Origin of the sequence: Pseudomonas persica (assembly GCF_900291015.1) — a bacterium.
GTDB lineage: Bacteria > Pseudomonadota > Gammaproteobacteria > Pseudomonadales > Pseudomonadaceae > Aquipseudomonas.
The window spans coordinates 168,831-185,086 of the sequence record NZ_OLKL01000014.1 but is presented as its reverse complement, the minus strand read 5'-3'; the positions used below and the strand labels follow the sequence as shown (position 1 = coordinate 185,086).

Annotated in this window: 18 protein-coding genes; 6 read left to right on the top strand and 12 right to left on the bottom strand. The window is 64.0% G+C overall.

The window, feature by feature from the left end; all coding sequences use genetic code 11:
* Window positions 1-251: 251 nt before the first annotated feature.
* Window positions 252-629: a histone-like nucleoid-structuring protein MvaT gene (mvaT, locus tag FQ664_RS07590; RefSeq protein WP_003259590.1), complete on the top strand. Its 378-nt coding sequence runs from the start codon at window positions 252-254 to the stop codon at window positions 627-629.
* A gap of 85 nt (window positions 630-714) precedes the next feature.
* Here mvaT and sbcB read toward each other — a convergent pair whose 3' ends face one another.
* From sbcB to FQ664_RS07575, 3 genes are all read right to left on the bottom strand, one after another.
* Window positions 715-2,148 (bottom strand): exodeoxyribonuclease I, encoded by a 1,434-nt coding sequence (sbcB, locus tag FQ664_RS07585; protein ID WP_144171282.1) that lies wholly within the window; start codon window positions 2,146-2,148, stop codon window positions 715-717.
* An 85-nt stretch (window positions 2,149-2,233) separates the two neighbouring features.
* Entirely contained in the window at window positions 2,234-2,593 is a 360-nt protein-coding gene (locus tag FQ664_RS07580; RefSeq protein WP_144171280.1) for a PilZ domain-containing protein, read from the bottom strand.
* Window positions 2,594-2,716: 123 nt separating this feature from the next.
* Window positions 2,717-3,103, bottom strand: a complete 387-nt coding sequence (locus FQ664_RS07575) for a tol-pal system YbgF family protein (protein WP_025340503.1) — start codon at window positions 3,101-3,103, stop codon at window positions 2,717-2,719.
* 179 nt (window positions 3,104-3,282) lie between these two features.
* Between FQ664_RS07575 and pyk the strand changes: the two genes are divergently transcribed.
* Window positions 3,283-4,737, top strand: coding sequence for a pyruvate kinase (gene pyk, locus FQ664_RS07570; protein WP_144171278.1), 1,455 nt, complete (start codon window positions 3,283-3,285; stop codon window positions 4,735-4,737).
* A 140-nt stretch (window positions 4,738-4,877) separates the two neighbouring features.
* Here the strand turns inward: pyk and FQ664_RS07565 are convergent, their stop codons facing one another.
* Window positions 4,878-5,798, bottom strand: coding sequence for an iron-sulfur-binding ferredoxin reductase (locus tag FQ664_RS07565; RefSeq protein WP_144171276.1), 921 nt, complete (start codon window positions 5,796-5,798; stop codon window positions 4,878-4,880).
* Between the two features lie 251 nt (window positions 5,799-6,049).
* Here FQ664_RS07565 and FQ664_RS07560 point away from each other — a divergent pair, with 251 nt between their 5' ends.
* Window positions 6,050-7,573, top strand: coding sequence for a fumarate hydratase (locus tag FQ664_RS07560; RefSeq protein WP_025340505.1), 1,524 nt, complete (start codon window positions 6,050-6,052; stop codon window positions 7,571-7,573).
* A gap of 120 nt (window positions 7,574-7,693) precedes the next feature.
* Here FQ664_RS07560 and FQ664_RS07555 read toward each other — a convergent pair whose 3' ends face one another.
* Both FQ664_RS07555 and FQ664_RS07550 read right to left on the bottom strand, forming a co-directional pair.
* Window positions 7,694-8,566, bottom strand: coding sequence for a carbon-nitrogen hydrolase family protein (locus FQ664_RS07555; RefSeq protein WP_144171274.1), 873 nt, complete (start codon window positions 8,564-8,566; stop codon window positions 7,694-7,696).
* The gene (locus FQ664_RS07550; RefSeq protein ID WP_144171272.1) at window positions 8,563-9,153 is read right to left on the bottom strand and encodes a GNAT family N-acetyltransferase; all 591 of its coding nucleotides are present in this window, start codon (window positions 9,151-9,153) and stop codon (window positions 8,563-8,565) included. Before FQ664_RS07550 ends, FQ664_RS07555 begins: the two co-directional genes overlap by 4 nt.
* A 115-nt stretch (window positions 9,154-9,268) precedes the next feature.
* On the opposite strand from FQ664_RS07550, the gene FQ664_RS07545 reads away from it, so the two are divergent.
* Window positions 9,269-9,667, top strand: coding sequence for a nuclear transport factor 2 family protein (locus tag FQ664_RS07545; RefSeq protein WP_144171270.1), 399 nt, complete (start codon window positions 9,269-9,271; stop codon window positions 9,665-9,667).
* A 123-nt stretch (window positions 9,668-9,790) separates the two neighbouring features.
* Here FQ664_RS07545 and FQ664_RS07540 read toward each other — a convergent pair whose 3' ends face one another.
* The 6 genes from FQ664_RS07540 to FQ664_RS07515 all read right to left on the bottom strand — a co-directional run bounded on the left by FQ664_RS07540 (window position 9,791) and on the right by FQ664_RS07515 (window position 14,531).
* Entirely contained in the window at window positions 9,791-10,369 is a 579-nt protein-coding gene (locus FQ664_RS07540; RefSeq protein ID WP_144171268.1) for a DJ-1/PfpI family protein, read from the bottom strand.
* A gap of 51 nt (window positions 10,370-10,420) precedes the next feature.
* On the bottom strand, window positions 10,421-11,578 hold the full coding sequence (locus FQ664_RS07535) for a phospholipase D-like domain-containing protein (protein WP_144171266.1): 1,158 nt from the start codon (window positions 11,576-11,578) through the stop codon (window positions 10,421-10,423).
* A gap of 1 nt (window position 11,579) precedes the next feature.
* Window positions 11,580-12,161 carry a YceI family protein gene (locus FQ664_RS07530; protein ID WP_013974065.1) on the bottom strand — a complete coding sequence of 194 codons (582 nt, stop codon included), beginning with the start codon at window positions 12,159-12,161 and terminating at the stop codon, window positions 11,580-11,582.
* A gap of 44 nt (window positions 12,162-12,205) precedes the next feature.
* The gene (locus FQ664_RS07525) at window positions 12,206-12,502 is read right to left on the bottom strand and encodes an amidase (RefSeq protein ID WP_144171265.1); all 297 of its coding nucleotides are present in this window, start codon (window positions 12,500-12,502) and stop codon (window positions 12,206-12,208) included.
* Complete coding sequence (locus FQ664_RS07520; RefSeq protein WP_144171263.1) at window positions 12,499-13,575, bottom strand: serine hydrolase domain-containing protein; 1,077 nt, start codon at window positions 13,573-13,575, stop codon at window positions 12,499-12,501. The genes FQ664_RS07525 and FQ664_RS07520 overlap by 4 nt, the downstream gene beginning before the upstream one ends.
* A 68-nt stretch (window positions 13,576-13,643) precedes the next feature.
* Window positions 13,644-14,531, bottom strand: coding sequence for an acyl-CoA dehydrogenase middle domain-containing protein (locus FQ664_RS07515; protein WP_144171260.1), 888 nt, complete (start codon window positions 14,529-14,531; stop codon window positions 13,644-13,646).
* Between the two features lie 160 nt (window positions 14,532-14,691).
* Between FQ664_RS07515 and olsB the strand changes: the two genes are divergently transcribed.
* Both olsB and FQ664_RS07505 read left to right on the top strand, forming a co-directional pair.
* Window positions 14,692-15,447, top strand: a complete 756-nt coding sequence (olsB, locus tag FQ664_RS07510; RefSeq protein WP_144171258.1) for an L-ornithine N(alpha)-acyltransferase — start codon at window positions 14,692-14,694, stop codon at window positions 15,445-15,447.
* Window positions 15,447-16,235 carry a lysophospholipid acyltransferase family protein gene (locus tag FQ664_RS07505; RefSeq protein WP_144171256.1) on the top strand — a complete coding sequence of 263 codons (789 nt, stop codon included), beginning with the start codon at window positions 15,447-15,449 and terminating at the stop codon, window positions 16,233-16,235. Before olsB ends, FQ664_RS07505 begins: the two co-directional genes overlap by 1 nt.
* Window positions 16,236-16,256 lie beyond the last annotated feature (21 nt).

Sequence of the window (16,256 nt, the reverse complement as noted above, 5' to 3'; positions counted from 1 at the left end):
CATTCTAGCGGCCCGCCACGAAAAACGCAGTATTGATCGCAGCGGCCATAGCCTGTGTAGCTGACGAGATGCACTGCCGTGATTCTCTGACAGACATGACGAAATGCAGGGTTAATTGTAAATTTTTGTTCACGTGGAGAAATGTTGTCACAGCTTAGTTAACAGTTAATTGCCCAACAATATGTTTACTTGCGAGTATTGCCTGTCTATTATTGCCCCACACATTTCTGACACGCATTAAGGAACACTCCATGTCCCTGATCAACGAGTACCGCGCTACCGAAGAAGCCATCAAGGAACTTCAGGCCCGCCTGGCCAACCTGTCGCAGGATGACAAGCTGAAGAAAGAACTGGAGTTCGAAGGCAAACTGCGCACACTGATGGGCGAGTACTCCAAGTCGCTGCGCGACGTGATTGCCCTGCTCGACCCAGAATCGAAACTGAGCAAGGCACCGCGTGGTGCGGTCAAGACTACTGCCACCAAGCGCGCGCGCAAGGTCAAGCAATACAAGAACCCGCACAACAATGAAGTGATTGAAACCAAAGGCGGCAACCACAAGACCCTGAAAGAGTGGAAAGCCAAATGGGGTGGCGACGTGGTTGAAAGCTGGGCAACCCTGCTGGACTGATTGTCCGCATACGCCTTTTGCTTATCGCAACGAAAACGCCGGCACATTGCCGGCGTTTTCGTTTGTCCACGTTTTTTGTCAGCGCTCAGGCAACTGCAAACTGTGCCTGCAATTGCCGGGCATGCACCTGCCAGGCCTCCAGCACACGCCGCCCCGCCTCGTCGGCACCCTCCCAGGCCTGCTGCCGCGCCTGTTCGAAGTCGCCCAGCGTATTCGGCGCCCCCCACTGCGGGTCGCTCAGGCGTTGCTGGCAGAAGCTGAACCAACGTTGCCGCTCTTCACGGGTCAAGGTCTCGGGGAAGTTGCGCGCCCGATAGCGGAACAACAGTTCAGGCAGGCGCGGGTCATCGAACATCCAGTGCCCATGGGCCAACTGCGCCGGTTCCAGTGCACGAACTTGCTCGCATAAGCGGCGGTCACGGTCCCCCAGAAAACCGTCATACAACTGTTGTTCCGGGTCTTCACTCGGGGCGAAGTCTTCCTTGCCGTAGATGTGTTCCAGCTTGTCTTGCCATTGCGCCTGTTGCTTGGCCAATTCTTCGCCGCGCAATTGTAACAATGTCAAGTCCAGGCCCAACCGTTGTTGATCGGCCGGGCGCAATACCGAGAGTGGCGCCAGTACCGGGCAGCGATTGATCTGCACCAGTTTGAGCGGCACGGGTAATTCACCCTCGGCCAGTTCTTCATGGCGGGTATACAAACGCTGGCGTAGAACTTCGGCACTTTCCCGTAGTAACGGTAGGGCTTCCTGATGCAGGTCGCACACAATCAGGGCATTGCGATTGCGCGGGTGCCAGGCCAATGGCAATACGACACCAAGGTAATTGCGTGCCGCCGAAAAGCGCCCGGATATATGCACCAGTGGCTGCAACAAACGGATCTGCTCCATCACTTTATGCTTGCTGCGCAACTGGAACAGCCAGTCATACAACTTGGGCTGTTTCTGCCGGATCAGGCGGGCCAGGGCGATGGTTGCCCGCACGTCGGAAAGCGCTTCGTGGGCATGCCCATGGTCGATGCCGTTGGCCTTGCTCAGTAGCTCCAGGCGCAGGCTGGTGCGCCCGTCCTGTTGCGGCCACTCGATGCCGTCCGGGCGCAATGCATAGGCCGTGCGCACGAGGTCGATCAGGTCCCAGCGGCTGTTGCCGCCCTGCCACTCTCGGGCATAAGGGTCGAAAAAGTTGCGGTACAGGCTGTAGCGGGTCACTTCGTCGTCGAAGCGCAGGGTGTTGTAGCCGGCACCGCAGGTACCTGGGTGCGCCAGTTGCGCGTGCACCCGGGTCATGAACTCGGCTTCGCACAGGCCCTGCTCAGCCAACAGTTGCGGAGTGATGCCGGTCACCAGGCAAGCGGCCGGGTGCGGCAGGATATCGTCGGAGGGCCGGCAATAAAGGCTGATCGGCTCGTCGATTTCGTTGAGGTCGAAGTCGGTGCGCACGCCGGCCACCTGCAGCGGCCGGTCGCAGCGCGGGTTGATGCCGGTGGTTTCGTAGTCGTGCCAGAAAATGCTGGAGGTCACGGGGTCGTCCTGTATCGAGGTCGACCCGATTCTAGCGCGATTCTGGCGCGACTCCAGCGCGCGAGGGCTCAGGGGCTCGGCAGGCTCAGACGGAAGCGTTGGCAGGACGGAAACTGAAATAGTCACGCAACGAGTGGACAAATTCGTCGTACTCGCGGGGTGCCTGCAGCAGCATGAAGCCCGAATCGTAGTGCCCGGGCGTCTGGTCTTCGCGGCACCACAGGCAACTGGCGGTGAGGTTGATGAACTGATGCCCACCGCCGACCAGCGGCAGGCGCAATTGCAGATCGTAGTCGGGCCCTACCAGTACAGGTAGCTGGCTGATCAGCATCAGCCCGTCTTCGGAGGCGTTGCCCAGCTGGCCGATCGACTGACCGGTACAGCGGTTGAACACCTTGAGAACACAAGGCAGCTGATGGCGTTCGATGTGGCGCTTGTTGAACATGATCGCAAGTGCAGTCCGTATCCGATGCCAGGAATACGTGGAACTGGCGGTTGTTGTAACAGCTGAGTTACAGATTAGCGCAGCACGCGCGGCAAATCCCGTGAAATAAATCACACCTTGGTGTTAACGCCAAGGTGCGGCAGTCACCGGGTTGGCCACGGCGGCTTCGGCGCCGCGTAAATGGCCGAGTTTCTCCAGGGTCTGCAGGCGTGCCTGGGCGCGATAGGCGTACTCATTGCCCGGGTACTGCTGGATCAGGTACTGGTAGGTCTGCGCGGCATCCACGTACAACGCCTGGCGCTCCAGGCACTGGCCGCGCAGCAGCGAAACCTCGGGGTGGATGAACGGTCGCGCGCGGCTGGTACGGTCGACCTGCGACAACTCGAGCATGACCCGTGCGCAATCGCCACGGTCGTAGGCGCGGTAGGCATTGTTCAGGTGGTGGTCCATGGACCAGCGGGTGCAGCCGACGGCGCTGGCCGCCAAGGCTAAAACGATCAGGGCTCGCATGGGGGTCTCCTTTGATGCCAGTGTATCGGCCTTTGCCGGCAAATCTTCACACCCTTTTGCAAGGATACCCTGCCCGTTCGAATGCCACCCTGCCTTGGTCGCAGGTAGTGCAACGGAACAATGACTACAGCGAGATTCAGGAGTAGCCTTTCGCTGCGCTTCACTATAGGAGTCTGTGCATGAGCATCCGCCGTACCAAAATCGTCGCCACCCTTGGCCCCGCCAGCAACTCGCCGGAAGTGATCGAACAGCTGATCCTCGCCGGCCTGGACGTGGCACGCCTGAACTTCTCCCACGGCACTCCGGACGAGCACAAGGCCCGCGCGCGCCTGATCCGAGACATCGCCGCCAAGAACGGCCGCCACGTTGCACTGCTGGGCGACCTGCAAGGGCCGAAGATCCGCATCGCCAAGTTCGCCAACAAGCGCATCGAATTGAAGATCGGTGACAAGTTCACCTTCTCCACCGCCCACCCGCTGACCGAAGGCAACCAGGACATCGTCGGTATCGACTACCCCGACCTGGTCAAGGACTGCGGCGTTGGTGACGAATTGCTGCTCGACGATGGCCGCGTGGTCATGCGCGTCGAGACCGCCACCGCAGACGCCCTGCACTGCGTGGTGATCATCGGTGGCCCGCTGTCGGACCACAAAGGCATCAACCGTAAAGGTGGTGGCCTGACCGCACCGGCCCTGACCGAGAAAGACAAGGCCGACATCAAGCTGGCCGCGGAAATGGACCTCGACTACCTGGCCGTGTCCTTCCCGCGTGACGCCAGCGACATGGAATACGCGCGCAAGCTGCGTGACGAAGCCGGCGGCAGCGCCTGGCTGGTGGCCAAGATCGAACGCGCCGAAGCCGTTGCCGACGACGAGACCCTCGACAAGCTGATCGCCGCCTCCGACGCGGTGATGGTTGCCCGTGGTGACCTGGGCGTGGAAATCGGCGACGCCGAGCTGATCGCCATCCAGAAGAAGATCATCCAGCACGCCCGCCGCAACAACAAGGCGGTGATCGTGGCGACCCAGATGATGGAGTCGATGATCCAGAACCCGATGCCGACCCGCGCCGAAGTGTCCGACGTGGCCAACGCCGTGCTGGACAACACCGACGCGGTGATGCTGTCGGCCGAGAGTGCCGCCGGTGCCTACCCGATCGAAGCCGTCCAGGCCATGGCGCGCATCTGCCTGGGTGCCGAAAAGCACCCGACCAGCCAGAAGTCCAGCCACCGCCTGCACACCACCTTCGAGCGCTGCGACGAAAGTATCGCCCTGGCGGCCATGTACACCGCCAACCACTTCCCGGGCGTGAAGGCGATCATCGCCCTGACCGAGAGTGGCTACACCCCACTGATCATGTCGCGCCTGCGTTCGCACGTGCCGATCTTCGCCCTGTCGCCGCACCGCGCCACCCAGGCCCGAGCCAACATGTTCCGCGGCGTGTACCCTATCGCCTTCGACCCGGCCTCGCTGCCGGCCGACAAGGTGAGCCAGGCAGCGGTCGACGAACTGCTCAAGCGTGGCCTGGTGGAGCAAGGTGACTGGGTAATCCTGACCAAAGGTGACAGCTACCACACCATCGGTGGCACCAATGGCATGAAGATCCTGCATGTCGGTGATCCGCTGGTCGGTTGATCCTGCTTGAAAGGGGGCCGCTTTGCGGCCCTTCGCGGGTAAACCCGCTCCCACAGGTGCAGCACCAGCCTCGGGCCTGCTACTAACACTGTGGGAGCGGGTTTACCCGCGAACAGGCCGGTACGATCAACACAAATACCTCAGGCATGCTCGACAAACACATCAGCAAAAACCTGCCCTCGCGGCACCCCGGCAATGAACAACCGCCGGGCAAACCGCTCGACACTCCCCGGCGCCCCGCACACCAGCGCCACCGTCTGCCGCGATGAAGGTCGCAACCCGGCCAACGCCTCATCCAGTTGCTCCGCCAGTATCAACTCGACATCCACATTCGCCATCTCCCGCAACGGCTCGGCCAGATAATGCCCTGCGCCCTCGCGCGCCACATGCATGACCCTGATTTCCCCGCGATGCCTCTGCCGCACTGCCTCGCGCAAGATGCCCCACAACGGCGCCAGCCCGGTGCCCGCCGCCAGCAACCACAGTGGCCGCTGCTGCCAGTCCGGGTCGTAATGCAAGGCACCGCCCCTGAGCTCGCCCAGGCGCAACACATCACCCAACTGCAAACCACGGGCCTTGTCGCAAAAGGCGCCGGGGCGCTGGCAGTCGATATGAAACTCGAGGAAATCATCTTCGCCCGGCAGGCTGGCCAAGGAGTAAGGCCGCGCTACCGCGCCATTCCACAGCACCACATGCTGCCCCGCCTGGTAACGCATTGCCCGCTCGGGCCGCAGCCGCATGCGCAACACATCGCCGAACCAGTCCAGTGCACAGACCTGGGCCGGCACGCCATCCTGCAGCGGGTCGAACAATGCCACGCGCAGGTCCTCGGCTACCCGGCACTGGCAGGCCAGGCGCCAGCCCTGGGCATACTTGTCCTGCGCCAGGGCCTCGGGCATGGCATCCAGCGGTTGCCCGCCCTGGCAGTGCACCAGGCAGGCATGGCAGCTGCCGGCGCGGCAACTGTAAGGCACGTTCAGCCCGGCGTCGTTCAGGGCATCGAGCAGGTTGCTGCCGGTCGGCACCGCCCAGCGGCGCTCGCCCACGCAAAGTTCGGGCATGGTCGGTCTTTCTCCATCAGTCATGAGGCCACTGTATGCCAAGCGGGCTATGGCAGCAAAAAGGATGCCCAAGCCGGGCCGACTATGGTCCAGACCACTCGCAGGTGTTTCACGCGGTAAGGCACGCTATACTGCCGCGCCCTTTTGCGTCGGCCATGCTGCCGGCGCGCCTTTGCAAGGCGTTTCGACACGCTGGTCGGCACCGTCGAGCGTCTATATGAATGTTCCCGTCTTTAAGAGGAGCGCGCTGCATGACCGTGATCAAGCAAGACGACCTGATTCAGAGCGTCGCCGACGCCCTGCAATTCATCTCGTACTACCACCCCGTCGATTTCATCCAGGCCATGCACGAGGCCTATCTGCGTGAAGAGTCGCCTGCTGCGCGCGATTCCATCGCCCAGATCCTGATCAACTCGCGCATGTGCGCCACCGGCCACCGCCCGATCTGCCAGGACACCGGTATCGTCACCGTGTTCGTGCGCGTGGGCATGGACGTGCGCTGGGACGGCGCCACCCTGAGCGTCGACGACATGATCAACGAGGGTGTGCGTCGCGCTTACAACCTGCCTGAAAACGTCCTGCGTGCGTCGATCCTGGCCGACCCGGCCGGTGCCCGCAAGAACACCAAGGACAACACCCCGGCAGTGATCCACTACTCCATCGTCCCCGGCGACAAGGTCGAGGTCGATGTCGCAGCCAAGGGCGGCGGCTCGGAGAACAAGTCGAAGATGGCCATGCTCAACCCGTCCGACTCGATCGTCGACTGGGTCCTGAAGACCGTCCCGACCATGGGCGCTGGCTGGTGCCCGCCTGGCATGCTCGGCATCGGCATCGGCGGTACCGCCGAGAAGGCCGCGGTCATGGCCAAGGAAGTGTTGATGGAGTCCATCGACATCCACGAACTGAAAGCCCGTGGCCCGCAGAACCGCCTGGAAGAAATCCGCCTGGAGCTGTTCGAGAAGGTCAACCAGCTGGGCATCGGCGCCCAGGGCCTGGGTGGCCTGACCACCGTGCTCGACGTCAAGATCATGGACTACCCGACCCATGCCGCTTCGCTGCCGGTGTGCATGATCCCCAACTGCGCCGCCACCCGCCACGCCCACTTCGTGCTCGATGGCTCCGGCCCGGCCGAGCTGGAAGCGCCGTCGCTGGACGCCTACCCGGAAATCGTCTGGGAAGCCGGGCCGAGCGCCCGCCGCGTCAACCTCGACGCCATCACCCCGGAAGAAGTCGCCAGCTGGAAGCCGGGCGAAACCATCCTGCTCAACGGCAAGATGCTGACCGGCCGCGATGCCGCGCACAAGCGCATGGTCGAAATGCTCAACCGTGGCGAAGAGCTGCCGGTGGACCTGAAAGGCCGCTTCATCTACTACGTCGGCCCGGTCGACCCGGTCGGTGACGAAGTGGTAGGCCCGGCCGGCCCGACCACCGCCACCCGCATGGACAAGTTCACCCGCCAGATCCTCGAGCAGACCGGCCTGCTGGGCATGATCGGCAAGTCCGAGCGCGGCCCTGCCGCCATCGAAGCGATCAAGGACAACAAGGCCGTGTACCTGATGGCCGTCGGCGGCGCTGCCTATCTGGTGGCCCAGGCCATCCGCAAGTCGAAGGTCCTGGCCTTTGCCGAGCTGGGCATGGAAGCGATCTACGAGTTCGAGGTCAAGGACATGCCGGTGACCGTCGCCGTGGACAGCAACGGTGAGTCGGTACACATCACTGGCCCTGCGCTGTGGCAGAGCAAGATTGCCCAGAGCCTGGCAGTCGAAGTGAAGTAAGCCTGATGTAACAGTGTCGCCTTCTTCGCGGGTAAACCCGCTCCCACAGGGACAGCACAAGCCTCAAGGCTGCGCGATACATGTGGGAGCGGGTTCACCCGCGAAGAGGCCGCCCCTGTTCTACACAATTCTTTCGAACTGCTCCGGCCAGTCCCTTCGGGTAAACACCTGCCCTTCCCGCCTCACCCGCCGCACTTCCTCCAGATCCACCTCACACACCAGCCACTGGCTGCAAAGCGGACTCAGCTCTTCACTCAGCGCCACCACCCCATCCCCCGGCATTCCATGATCCGGCGGCACGAACAACCCTGCCCGGCCGATATTCTCGTCCAGCGCCGGCGACCATGGCGCCAACCCCACCGTAGGGCTCTGCAACACGGCAATCTGGTTCTCCAGTGCCCGCGCCTGCGCGCCAATGCGCACCCGGTGGTAACCCGCCTCGGTGTCGGTACAACTCGGCGCCAGGATCAGGTCGGCACCACCCTCGGCCAGGCGCCGGGCCAGCATCGGGAATTCGTTGTCGTAGCAGATCAGGATCCCCAGGCGCCCCAGTTCGGTTTCAAACACCTGCAGCCCCTGGCCCGCGGCTATGTCCCACTGCTCCCGCTCGAAACGGGTCATCATCAGCTTGTCCTGGTGGCCCAGCACACCCTTGGGGCCGAACAGCCAGGCACGGTTACGGTAGCGCCCATCGCTGTCCAGCACCGGTACGCTGCCCGGTTGCAGGTAGATCCCCCAGCGCCTGGCAATGCTCTCGCACAGCGCCTTCCAGGGCTCGATCAGCGGCTGGATACCGGTGATGGAAGCCTTCAGGTCACCCCGCTGCTCGCCACTCAGCTGCCCGCTGAGCACCAGCCCGGCGTACTCCGGCAACAGCAGCAGGCGAGCCCCCGCCTCCACCGCCTCGGCGCACAGGCCTTGCAGGTGGTCGGCGTAGGCGTCCCAGGTTTCATGCAGCTCGATGGCGTATTGGCAGGCCGCCAGGCGGATCATATCGGCAGTTCCTTGAGCCAGAACGACATCAGCTTGTCGGAGCTTTCCTGCTCGTCCAGGTCACGCCAGGCATAGCTGGTGCGCAGCGACGGGTCGTGGAGGAAGCCGCGATTGCGCCAAAAGCCGTGCAACGGCTTGTAGTCCGCTGGCCGCCGGGGGTGCACACCTGGCCGCTCGACCGCGCAGAACGCGCAGTAATCGAATTCGGCCAGCTTGTGTGCGTAAGACTCGCGCTCGATGAAAAAGCGCACCCCAAGGCCCTGGCCACGGTACTCGGGCAGTACCACCGATTCACCGAAGTAGTACACGCTGGCCGGGTCGCGCCCCTGGGCCAGGAACGGCTGCTGGAACTCGGCAGCGACATCGACCAGCGGCAGGCCGGTGGAGGCGCCGACCACTTTGCCGTCGTCCAGCGCCAGCACCACCAGGCTGCGCCCGGAGCGGGCATAGGTGGCCAGGTAGTCGGCCTCGTACTCCGGGGTGCCGTCATAAAGGTAGGGAAACTCGCGGAACACGGTAAGGCGCAGGCGAGCGAGGTCATCGATGTAAGGCGCGATAGCGGCGCCGTGCAACAGGCGTATTTCCATGCTTGGCGGTCGTTTTGTCGATGTGGATGACGCGCTCGGCTAAGCCGGGCTTGAGGGGAAACCCTATCATCCGGAGCAACGACCCGCCTTTTCCCTCCACGACAGGTATTGTTCCATGACCGCTACCGAACTGGTAAATGCTTACTACGCCGCCTTCAACGCCGGCGACATGCCGGCCTTTCTCGCCCTGCTCAGCGAGGATGTGATTCACGACATCAACCAGGGCGAGCGGCAGATGGGCAAGGCCCGGTTTGCTGCGTTCATGGACAAGATGAACCGCTGCTACCGTGAACGCCTGGCCGATATCGTGGTGATGCAGAACGCCGACGGCAGCCGCGCGGCGGCGGAGTTCACCGTGCATGGGGAATATCTGGCCGATGACGAAGGGTTGCCGGCGGCCAACGGGCAGACCTATGTGCTGCCGGCAGGGGCGTTCTTCTATATCCATTGCGGGAAGATTGCCCGGGTGACCAACTACTACAACCTCAATGACTGGGTTGAGCAGGTGAGGTAGGCCTGCTTTCAATGTATTGCCTGAACCGGCCCTTTCGCGGGTGAACCCGCTCCCACAGGGACCCCACATAACTTGAGAGCAGTGAGGTACTGTGGGAGCGGGTTTACCCGCGAAGAGGCCCGGTCAGGCGATACGGGTGCCCAGCACCTTGAGGAATGCCGCCAGCCACACCGGGTGCGCCGGCCATGCCGGTGCCGTCACCAGGTTGCCGTCCACATGCGCCTGGTCCACCGCGATATCGATGAATGTCCCGCCCGCCAGACGCACTTCCGGCGCACAGGCCGGGTAAGCACTGCATTCACGCCCATCCAGCACGCCGGCCGCCGCCAGCAACTGGGCACCATGGCATACCGCCGCGATCGGCTTGCCGGCCTGGTCGAACGCCCGCACCAGCTCCAGCACCCGCTCATCCAGGCGCAGGTACTCCGGTGCACGGCCACCAGGGATCAGCAGCGCGTCATAACTCTCGGCACGCACCCGCACGAAATCATAGTTCAGGGCAAAGTTGTGCCCTGGCTTTTCGCTGTAGGTCTGTTCGCCCTCAAAATCATGAATCGCGGTACGTACGGTCTGCCCCGCGAGCTTTTCCGGGCACACCGCATGCACCGTGTGCCCGACCATGCTCAGCGCCTGGAACGGCACCATGACCTCGTAATCTTCGACGTAGTCGCCAACCAACATGAGAATTTTCTTCGCCGTCATCGCACCCACTCCTTCGATTGCCTTGAGCCAATCACTGCACGATAGCCGCTCTCAGTCGCGACGGTCGAGCAGGTTGACCACCAACCGGTCCAGCCAGCCCCACACCCGCTGCTTCACCCGACGCCACAGCGGCCGCGCATTCCAATGGCCGAGGTCAACCACCTCGCTCAAGGCGAAATCACGCTCGAAGCTGGCCTGCACGGCAGCCGTAAGGGGCGGGTCGAGTGCCTCGATATTGGCCTCGAGGTTGAAACGCAGGTTCCAGTGATCGAAGTTGCACGAGCCGATACTGACCCAGTCGTCGATCAGCACCATTTTCAGGTGCAGGAAACACGGCTGGTACTCGTAGATGCGCACCCCGGCGCGCAGCAAACGCGGGTAATAGCGATGCCCGGCGTAACGTACCGAGGGGTGATCGGTGCGCGGCCCGGTCAGCAGCAGCCGCACATCGACGCCCTTGCCGGCAGCCCGGCGCAGCGACCGGCGCACGCTCCAGGTCGGCAGGAAGTAAGGTGTAGCCAGCCACACTCGCTGCTTGCCGCTGTTGATCGCCCGCACCAGCGAATGCAGGATGTCCTGGTGCTGGCGGGCGTCGGCATAGGCCACCCGGCCCATGCCCTGCCCCTGCGCAGGTACCTTGGGCAGGCGCGGCAGGCCAAAGCCCTCGGCGGGGCGCCAGGCGGTACGACGGTTGTTGGCGTGCCACTGGCGGTCGAACAGCAACTGCCAGTCGTTCACCACCGGCCCCTGCATCTGCACCATCACCTCGTGCCATTCACTGGTCGCCTCGCCCGGCGTCCAGAACTCGTCGGTGACGCCCGTGCCGCCCACCACGGCCCAGCGCTCATCCACCAGCAGCAGCTTGCGGTGATCGCGGTACAGGTTGCGCAGGCCACGCTTCCAGCGCAGGCGGTTGTACCAGCGCAGGTACACACCTGCGTGCAGCAGGCGCTGACGCAACTTGCTGTTGAACGCCAGCGAGCCATAGTCGTCGAACAGACAGCGCACCCGCACGCCGCGTCGAGCGGCCTGCTCCAGTGCTTCGACCACCGCATCCGCGCAGTCACCGGCCTCGACCAGGTACAGCTCCAGGTCGACCTGGAACTCGGCGCGCATGATCGCCAGGAGCATGCGCGGAAAAAACTCGGGGCCGTCAATCAACAGTTCGAACTGGTTGCCATCCCGCCAGGGAAAGACCGGCCCTGGCATGTCAGCGGGCGGTGAAGATCAGCACCGCGCTAACCGGCACCGATGGGTTGATGGACTTGAGCCCGGCGAACTTGCGCAGGCGTTGCAAGCCTGGCAGCAGGCCGAAATCCTCGGCGCGTAGCACCAGCGGCTCGAGGGTCACCACCTGGAAGCGTCGCTCGTCCAGGCGGGTGGCCAGCAGCAAGGCGTTGTAGCTGTGCGACTGGCCATGCAAGGTCACGGTCAGCGGCAGGCGCAGCTCGATCTGGGCACCGTTGGCCAGGTCGTTGATTGGCCGCAGGTCCAGTTGCGCCTGCACCTTGGCTTCGGCAAAGCGCTCGACCTCGAACAGGTCCTCGCGCATGCGTTCGTCCCGCAACGGAATGCCACTGCTCACCGAGTCCATCTCGATGCTCAGGCCGGCAACGCCCTTGCGGTCGACTGTGCCATGCAGCACCAGAAAGCGGTGCACTTCGGCGGTGTTACCGTTCTTGCCGGTAATGAACGAAAGGCGCGAAGACTCGCCATCGAGGTGCCAGTTGGCGTGGGCGGGCAGGCAAAAAGCCAGCAACAAGGCGGGCAGCAGGCGGGGCAGCTTGAACATGACAGATCTCGTGAAACCAGGCCGCCAACCTTACCCGCCCGCCTTCACGGCAGCAAGCGGCAGCCCTCGCGCGGGCCGTGCCAGGCGGCCTGGTTGCGTCGGCCCAGGCCTTCGGCGGTGACGTGCCGCTGTTGGCTGTCTTCCTCCAGCAGGCTCAGCGGCAGCCATTGCTTCACGTAGCCTTGGCAATACGCCGGCTCGAAACCCATGACGAAGCGGCACGAGCAATATTCCTTGGCCGAGTAGGCCGAAAGGATGCCGGGAAAGTCCGCCAGGGCCTGACGCTCGTGCCAGGCCCAGTACACCAGTCCCAGCAACACCAGCAGCACTACCCGCTTCATGCCCCCTCCCCGGCCAGCGCCGCCAGTATCCGCTTGAGTAGTTCGTCGTGCTGGTAGCTGCCGTCACGGTCATCGGCATAACGCACGATCACCAGCTTTTGCGCGGGCAACACGTACAGCGCCTGCCCCCAGTGGCCAAGGGCTGCATAGGTGTCTGCAGGCGCACTCGGCCAAGGCCGGGCAGCGTCGGCCAGCGGCTGGTTGAGCCACCAGTGGCCGCCGGGGTTAGCCTCGCCGGGCACCGCTTCGGCCTCGGCGAACGGCGTGCGGTTGAAGGCCACCCAGGACTTGGGCAGCAATTGCCGATCCTGCCAGCGCCCGTCGCGCTGCATCAGCAGGCCGATGCGCGCCAGGTCGCGCGCGCTGAGGTACAGGTAGGACGACCCCACGTAGGTACCCGCCCGGTCACGCTCCCATACCGCACTGTCGATCCCCAAAGGGGTGAACAACGCATGCCAGGGGTAGTCGGGGTACTGACCGGCATCAAGCATGCCGCGCAGCGCGGCGGCCAGCAGGTTGCTGTCGCCACTGGAATAGAGAAACCGTCGGCCTGGGCTGGCCACCGTTTCCCGCGCTGCCGTATAGGCCGCCATGTCCGCGCGGCCACGGGTATACAGCATGGCCACCACCGAGGACTTGAGCGGGGCGAACTCGTAGTCTTCCTGCCAGTTCAGACCGCTGGCCCAATGCAGCAGGTCGGCCATGCGCACGTCAGGATGGGTATGCATGGCCGGGTAGAAGCGGACGACCGGGTCCTGCAGCTGGAAGCGGCCTTCGCTCTGGGCTACACCCAGTAAAGTGGCAAGGACGCTCTTGCTGATCGACCAGGTAAGGTGCGCGGTGGCAGCACTGGTCGGAGGGGCGTAGCGTTCGTGGAGAATGCGACCGTCGCGAATGATCAGCAGCGCGTCGGTGCGGATGCCGCTGCGCGCGGCAGTGCGGGCGGGAAAGGCGTAGGCGTCGACGGCTTGCCAGTCGAGGGGGGCAGGGTTGGTAGACCAGTCGGGTTCTGGCCAGTCCTCGGCCCAGGCGCAACCCGTAACCAGCGTCAGAATGACCCACAGTGCTTTCATCGTGATCGCCTTTATGGGGCTGCTTTGCAGCCCCGGGATTCATCGGTTCACACAAGCCTACCGGCCACTCATGACAATCCCGCAGCAGCCCACGCCTTGTTCAGCCGCTTCTCCCGCGCCGCTGCCGCCAGCGCCATCACCCCCTGGTCACGCTGCCAGATCTGCGCCCAATGCGCCGGCCCCGCCGCCAACGCGGCGTCGATCTCCCCCCGCAGCGCCTGGAACTGTGCAAACAATCCCCCCAGCAACAAGTGGCAGCCAACGCTATCGGCACACTGCCGGCTACCCTCGGCACACCCGGCCAGCAGCCCAAGCAACTGCAGGCGCAGGGCCTGCGGCCAGGCGCACGCCTGCCCCACGCCATACAACCAGGCCGTCAACGCCGTAAGCACATACAGGTCCTCCAGCGAACGGAACGGCTTCACATAGGCATCCCAACCATCACCAGCCAGCAACTCGCATGCAGCCTGCTCCAGCACCAGTCGCCCATGGCCCACCTCCGGCATCAGCGGCAGGGTAGGCAGCGCTTCCAGCGTCACCCCTGGCTCCCCGGGGTAGACCACCGCCAGGTTCAACTGCGGCGCCGCCCCCGCCGCCTCGCTGCGCGCGGCCACCAGCAGCCACTCCGCCTCCAGGCCCGCAGTGACGAAGTCCTTGCTGCCGCTCAGCCGCAAGCCGTCCAGGCGCGTGCGCATGTCAGCCGGTCGCACGCTGCGCCGTTCGGTGGCACACAGGGCACCAAGGCTGGGTGGAGCACTGGGCCACAGCACGCGCAAGGCGGCCTGGTAGCCGACCAGAAAAGCCAGGCCCGGGGTGGCCATCGCGCGCCCACCGAGCACCGCCAGCTCAAACGGGGCAACCGGGCCCAGGCGCTCGAGCAGCACGGCATAGGTTTCGCCCAGGGTGCCCGTCAGCGCTTGGCGAAGCGGGTCGTTGAGTCGTTGCAGCCAGGCCATCGGTCGGCTCCTTGCTGAGGGGATTTCAGTTAAGACTCAAGGGGTGTCACGCAAGCATCACCAAAGATTCACAGGGGTGACACCCGGTCTACCTAGGCTGACTTTGCACAACAAAGCCGACCGGCCGCAACCCTTCATGGCTGGCTTATGGAGACTCGTAATGACTCGGATCGCTCACGCTGGCGACAACAGCACCGAACGCCGTCTGCAAGCCGAACGCCTGGTTGGCGCCGCGGCCCTGCAAGAAGCCCAGGCCCTGCGCTACAAAGTGTTCAGCGCCGAATTCAAGGCCAGGCTCAAAGGTGCCGAACAAGGCCTGGACATGGACGCCTATGACGTGCACTGCCGCCATATTGGCGTACGCGACCTGAGCACCGGTGAACTGGTTGCCACCACCCGCCTGCTCGACCATCAGGCCGCCAGCAGCCTGGGCCGCTTCTATAGCGAAGAAGAATTCAGCCTGCATGGCCTGTTGCAATTGCAGGGCCCGATCCTCGAGCTGGGCCGCACCTGCGTAGCCCCCGACTACCGCAACGGCGGCACCATTGCCGTACTTTGGGGCGAACTGGCCGAAGTGCTCAACGAAGGCCGCTACAGCTACCTGATGGGCTGCGCCAGTATCCCCATGCAGGATGGCGGGGTGCAGGCCCACGCGGTGATGCAGCGCCTGCGTGACCGCTACCTGTGCACCGAGCACCTGCGTGCCGAACCGAAGAACCCGCTGCCCAAACTGGCCCTGCCAAACAACGTCATCGCCGAAATGCCACCGCTGCTCAAGGCGTACATGCGCCTGGGCGCGAAGATCTGCGGCGAGCCGTGCTGGGACGAAGACTTCCAGGTGGCCGACGTGTTCATCCTGCTCAAGCGCGACGAGCTGTGCCCGCGCTATGCCCGCCACTTCAAGGCAGCGGTCTGATGCCGAAGTTGCGGGTACTGGCCCGCCTGTCTCGACTGCTGCTGGTACTGCTGCTGGGCACGTTGATGGCCAGCGTGATCGCCCTGGGCGAACGCCTGGGGTTCAAGGCGTCCATCGAGCGCCGCCAACGCTGGACCTGCCTGTTCATGAAGCGCCTGGTCGCGGCCCTGCCCTTCGATGTGCGGGTAGTCGGCGAGCTGCCGCAACGGCCGATGCTGTGGGTCAGCAACCATGTGTCCTGGACCGATATCCCCCTACTCGGCATGCTGCTGCCGCTGTCGTTCCTGTCCAAGGCCGAGGTGCGCCACTGGCCGGTGGCCGGCTGGCTGGCGGAAAAGGCCGGCACCCTGTTCATCCGCCGTGGCGGGGGCGACAGCCAGCGCCTGCGTGAACAGATCGCCGGGCAACTGGGCCGTTCCCGACCGTTGCTGATCTTCCCGGAAGGCACAACCACCAGCGGCCGCACCCTGCGCACCTTCCATGGCCGCCTGCTGGCGGGCGCCATCGACCGTGGCGTGGCGGTGCAACCGGTTGCCATCCAGTACCTGCGCGATGGGCAGATCGACCCGATTGCGCCGTTCATCGGTGATGATGACCTGGTGTCGCACCTGATGCGCCTGTTTGCCCAGCCGCGAGGCGAGGTTTGCATTAACCTGCTGCAGCCGATCGGCACTGTGGGCAAGGAGCGAGCGGTGCTGGCATTGCAGGCGCAGCAGGCGATTCACCTGGCGTTGTTCGGGGTTGAAGAGGTTGAGCTGGCGTCACGGCGGCAGGCGCGGGCAGCCTGAACTATTGCACTGCCAGTACCG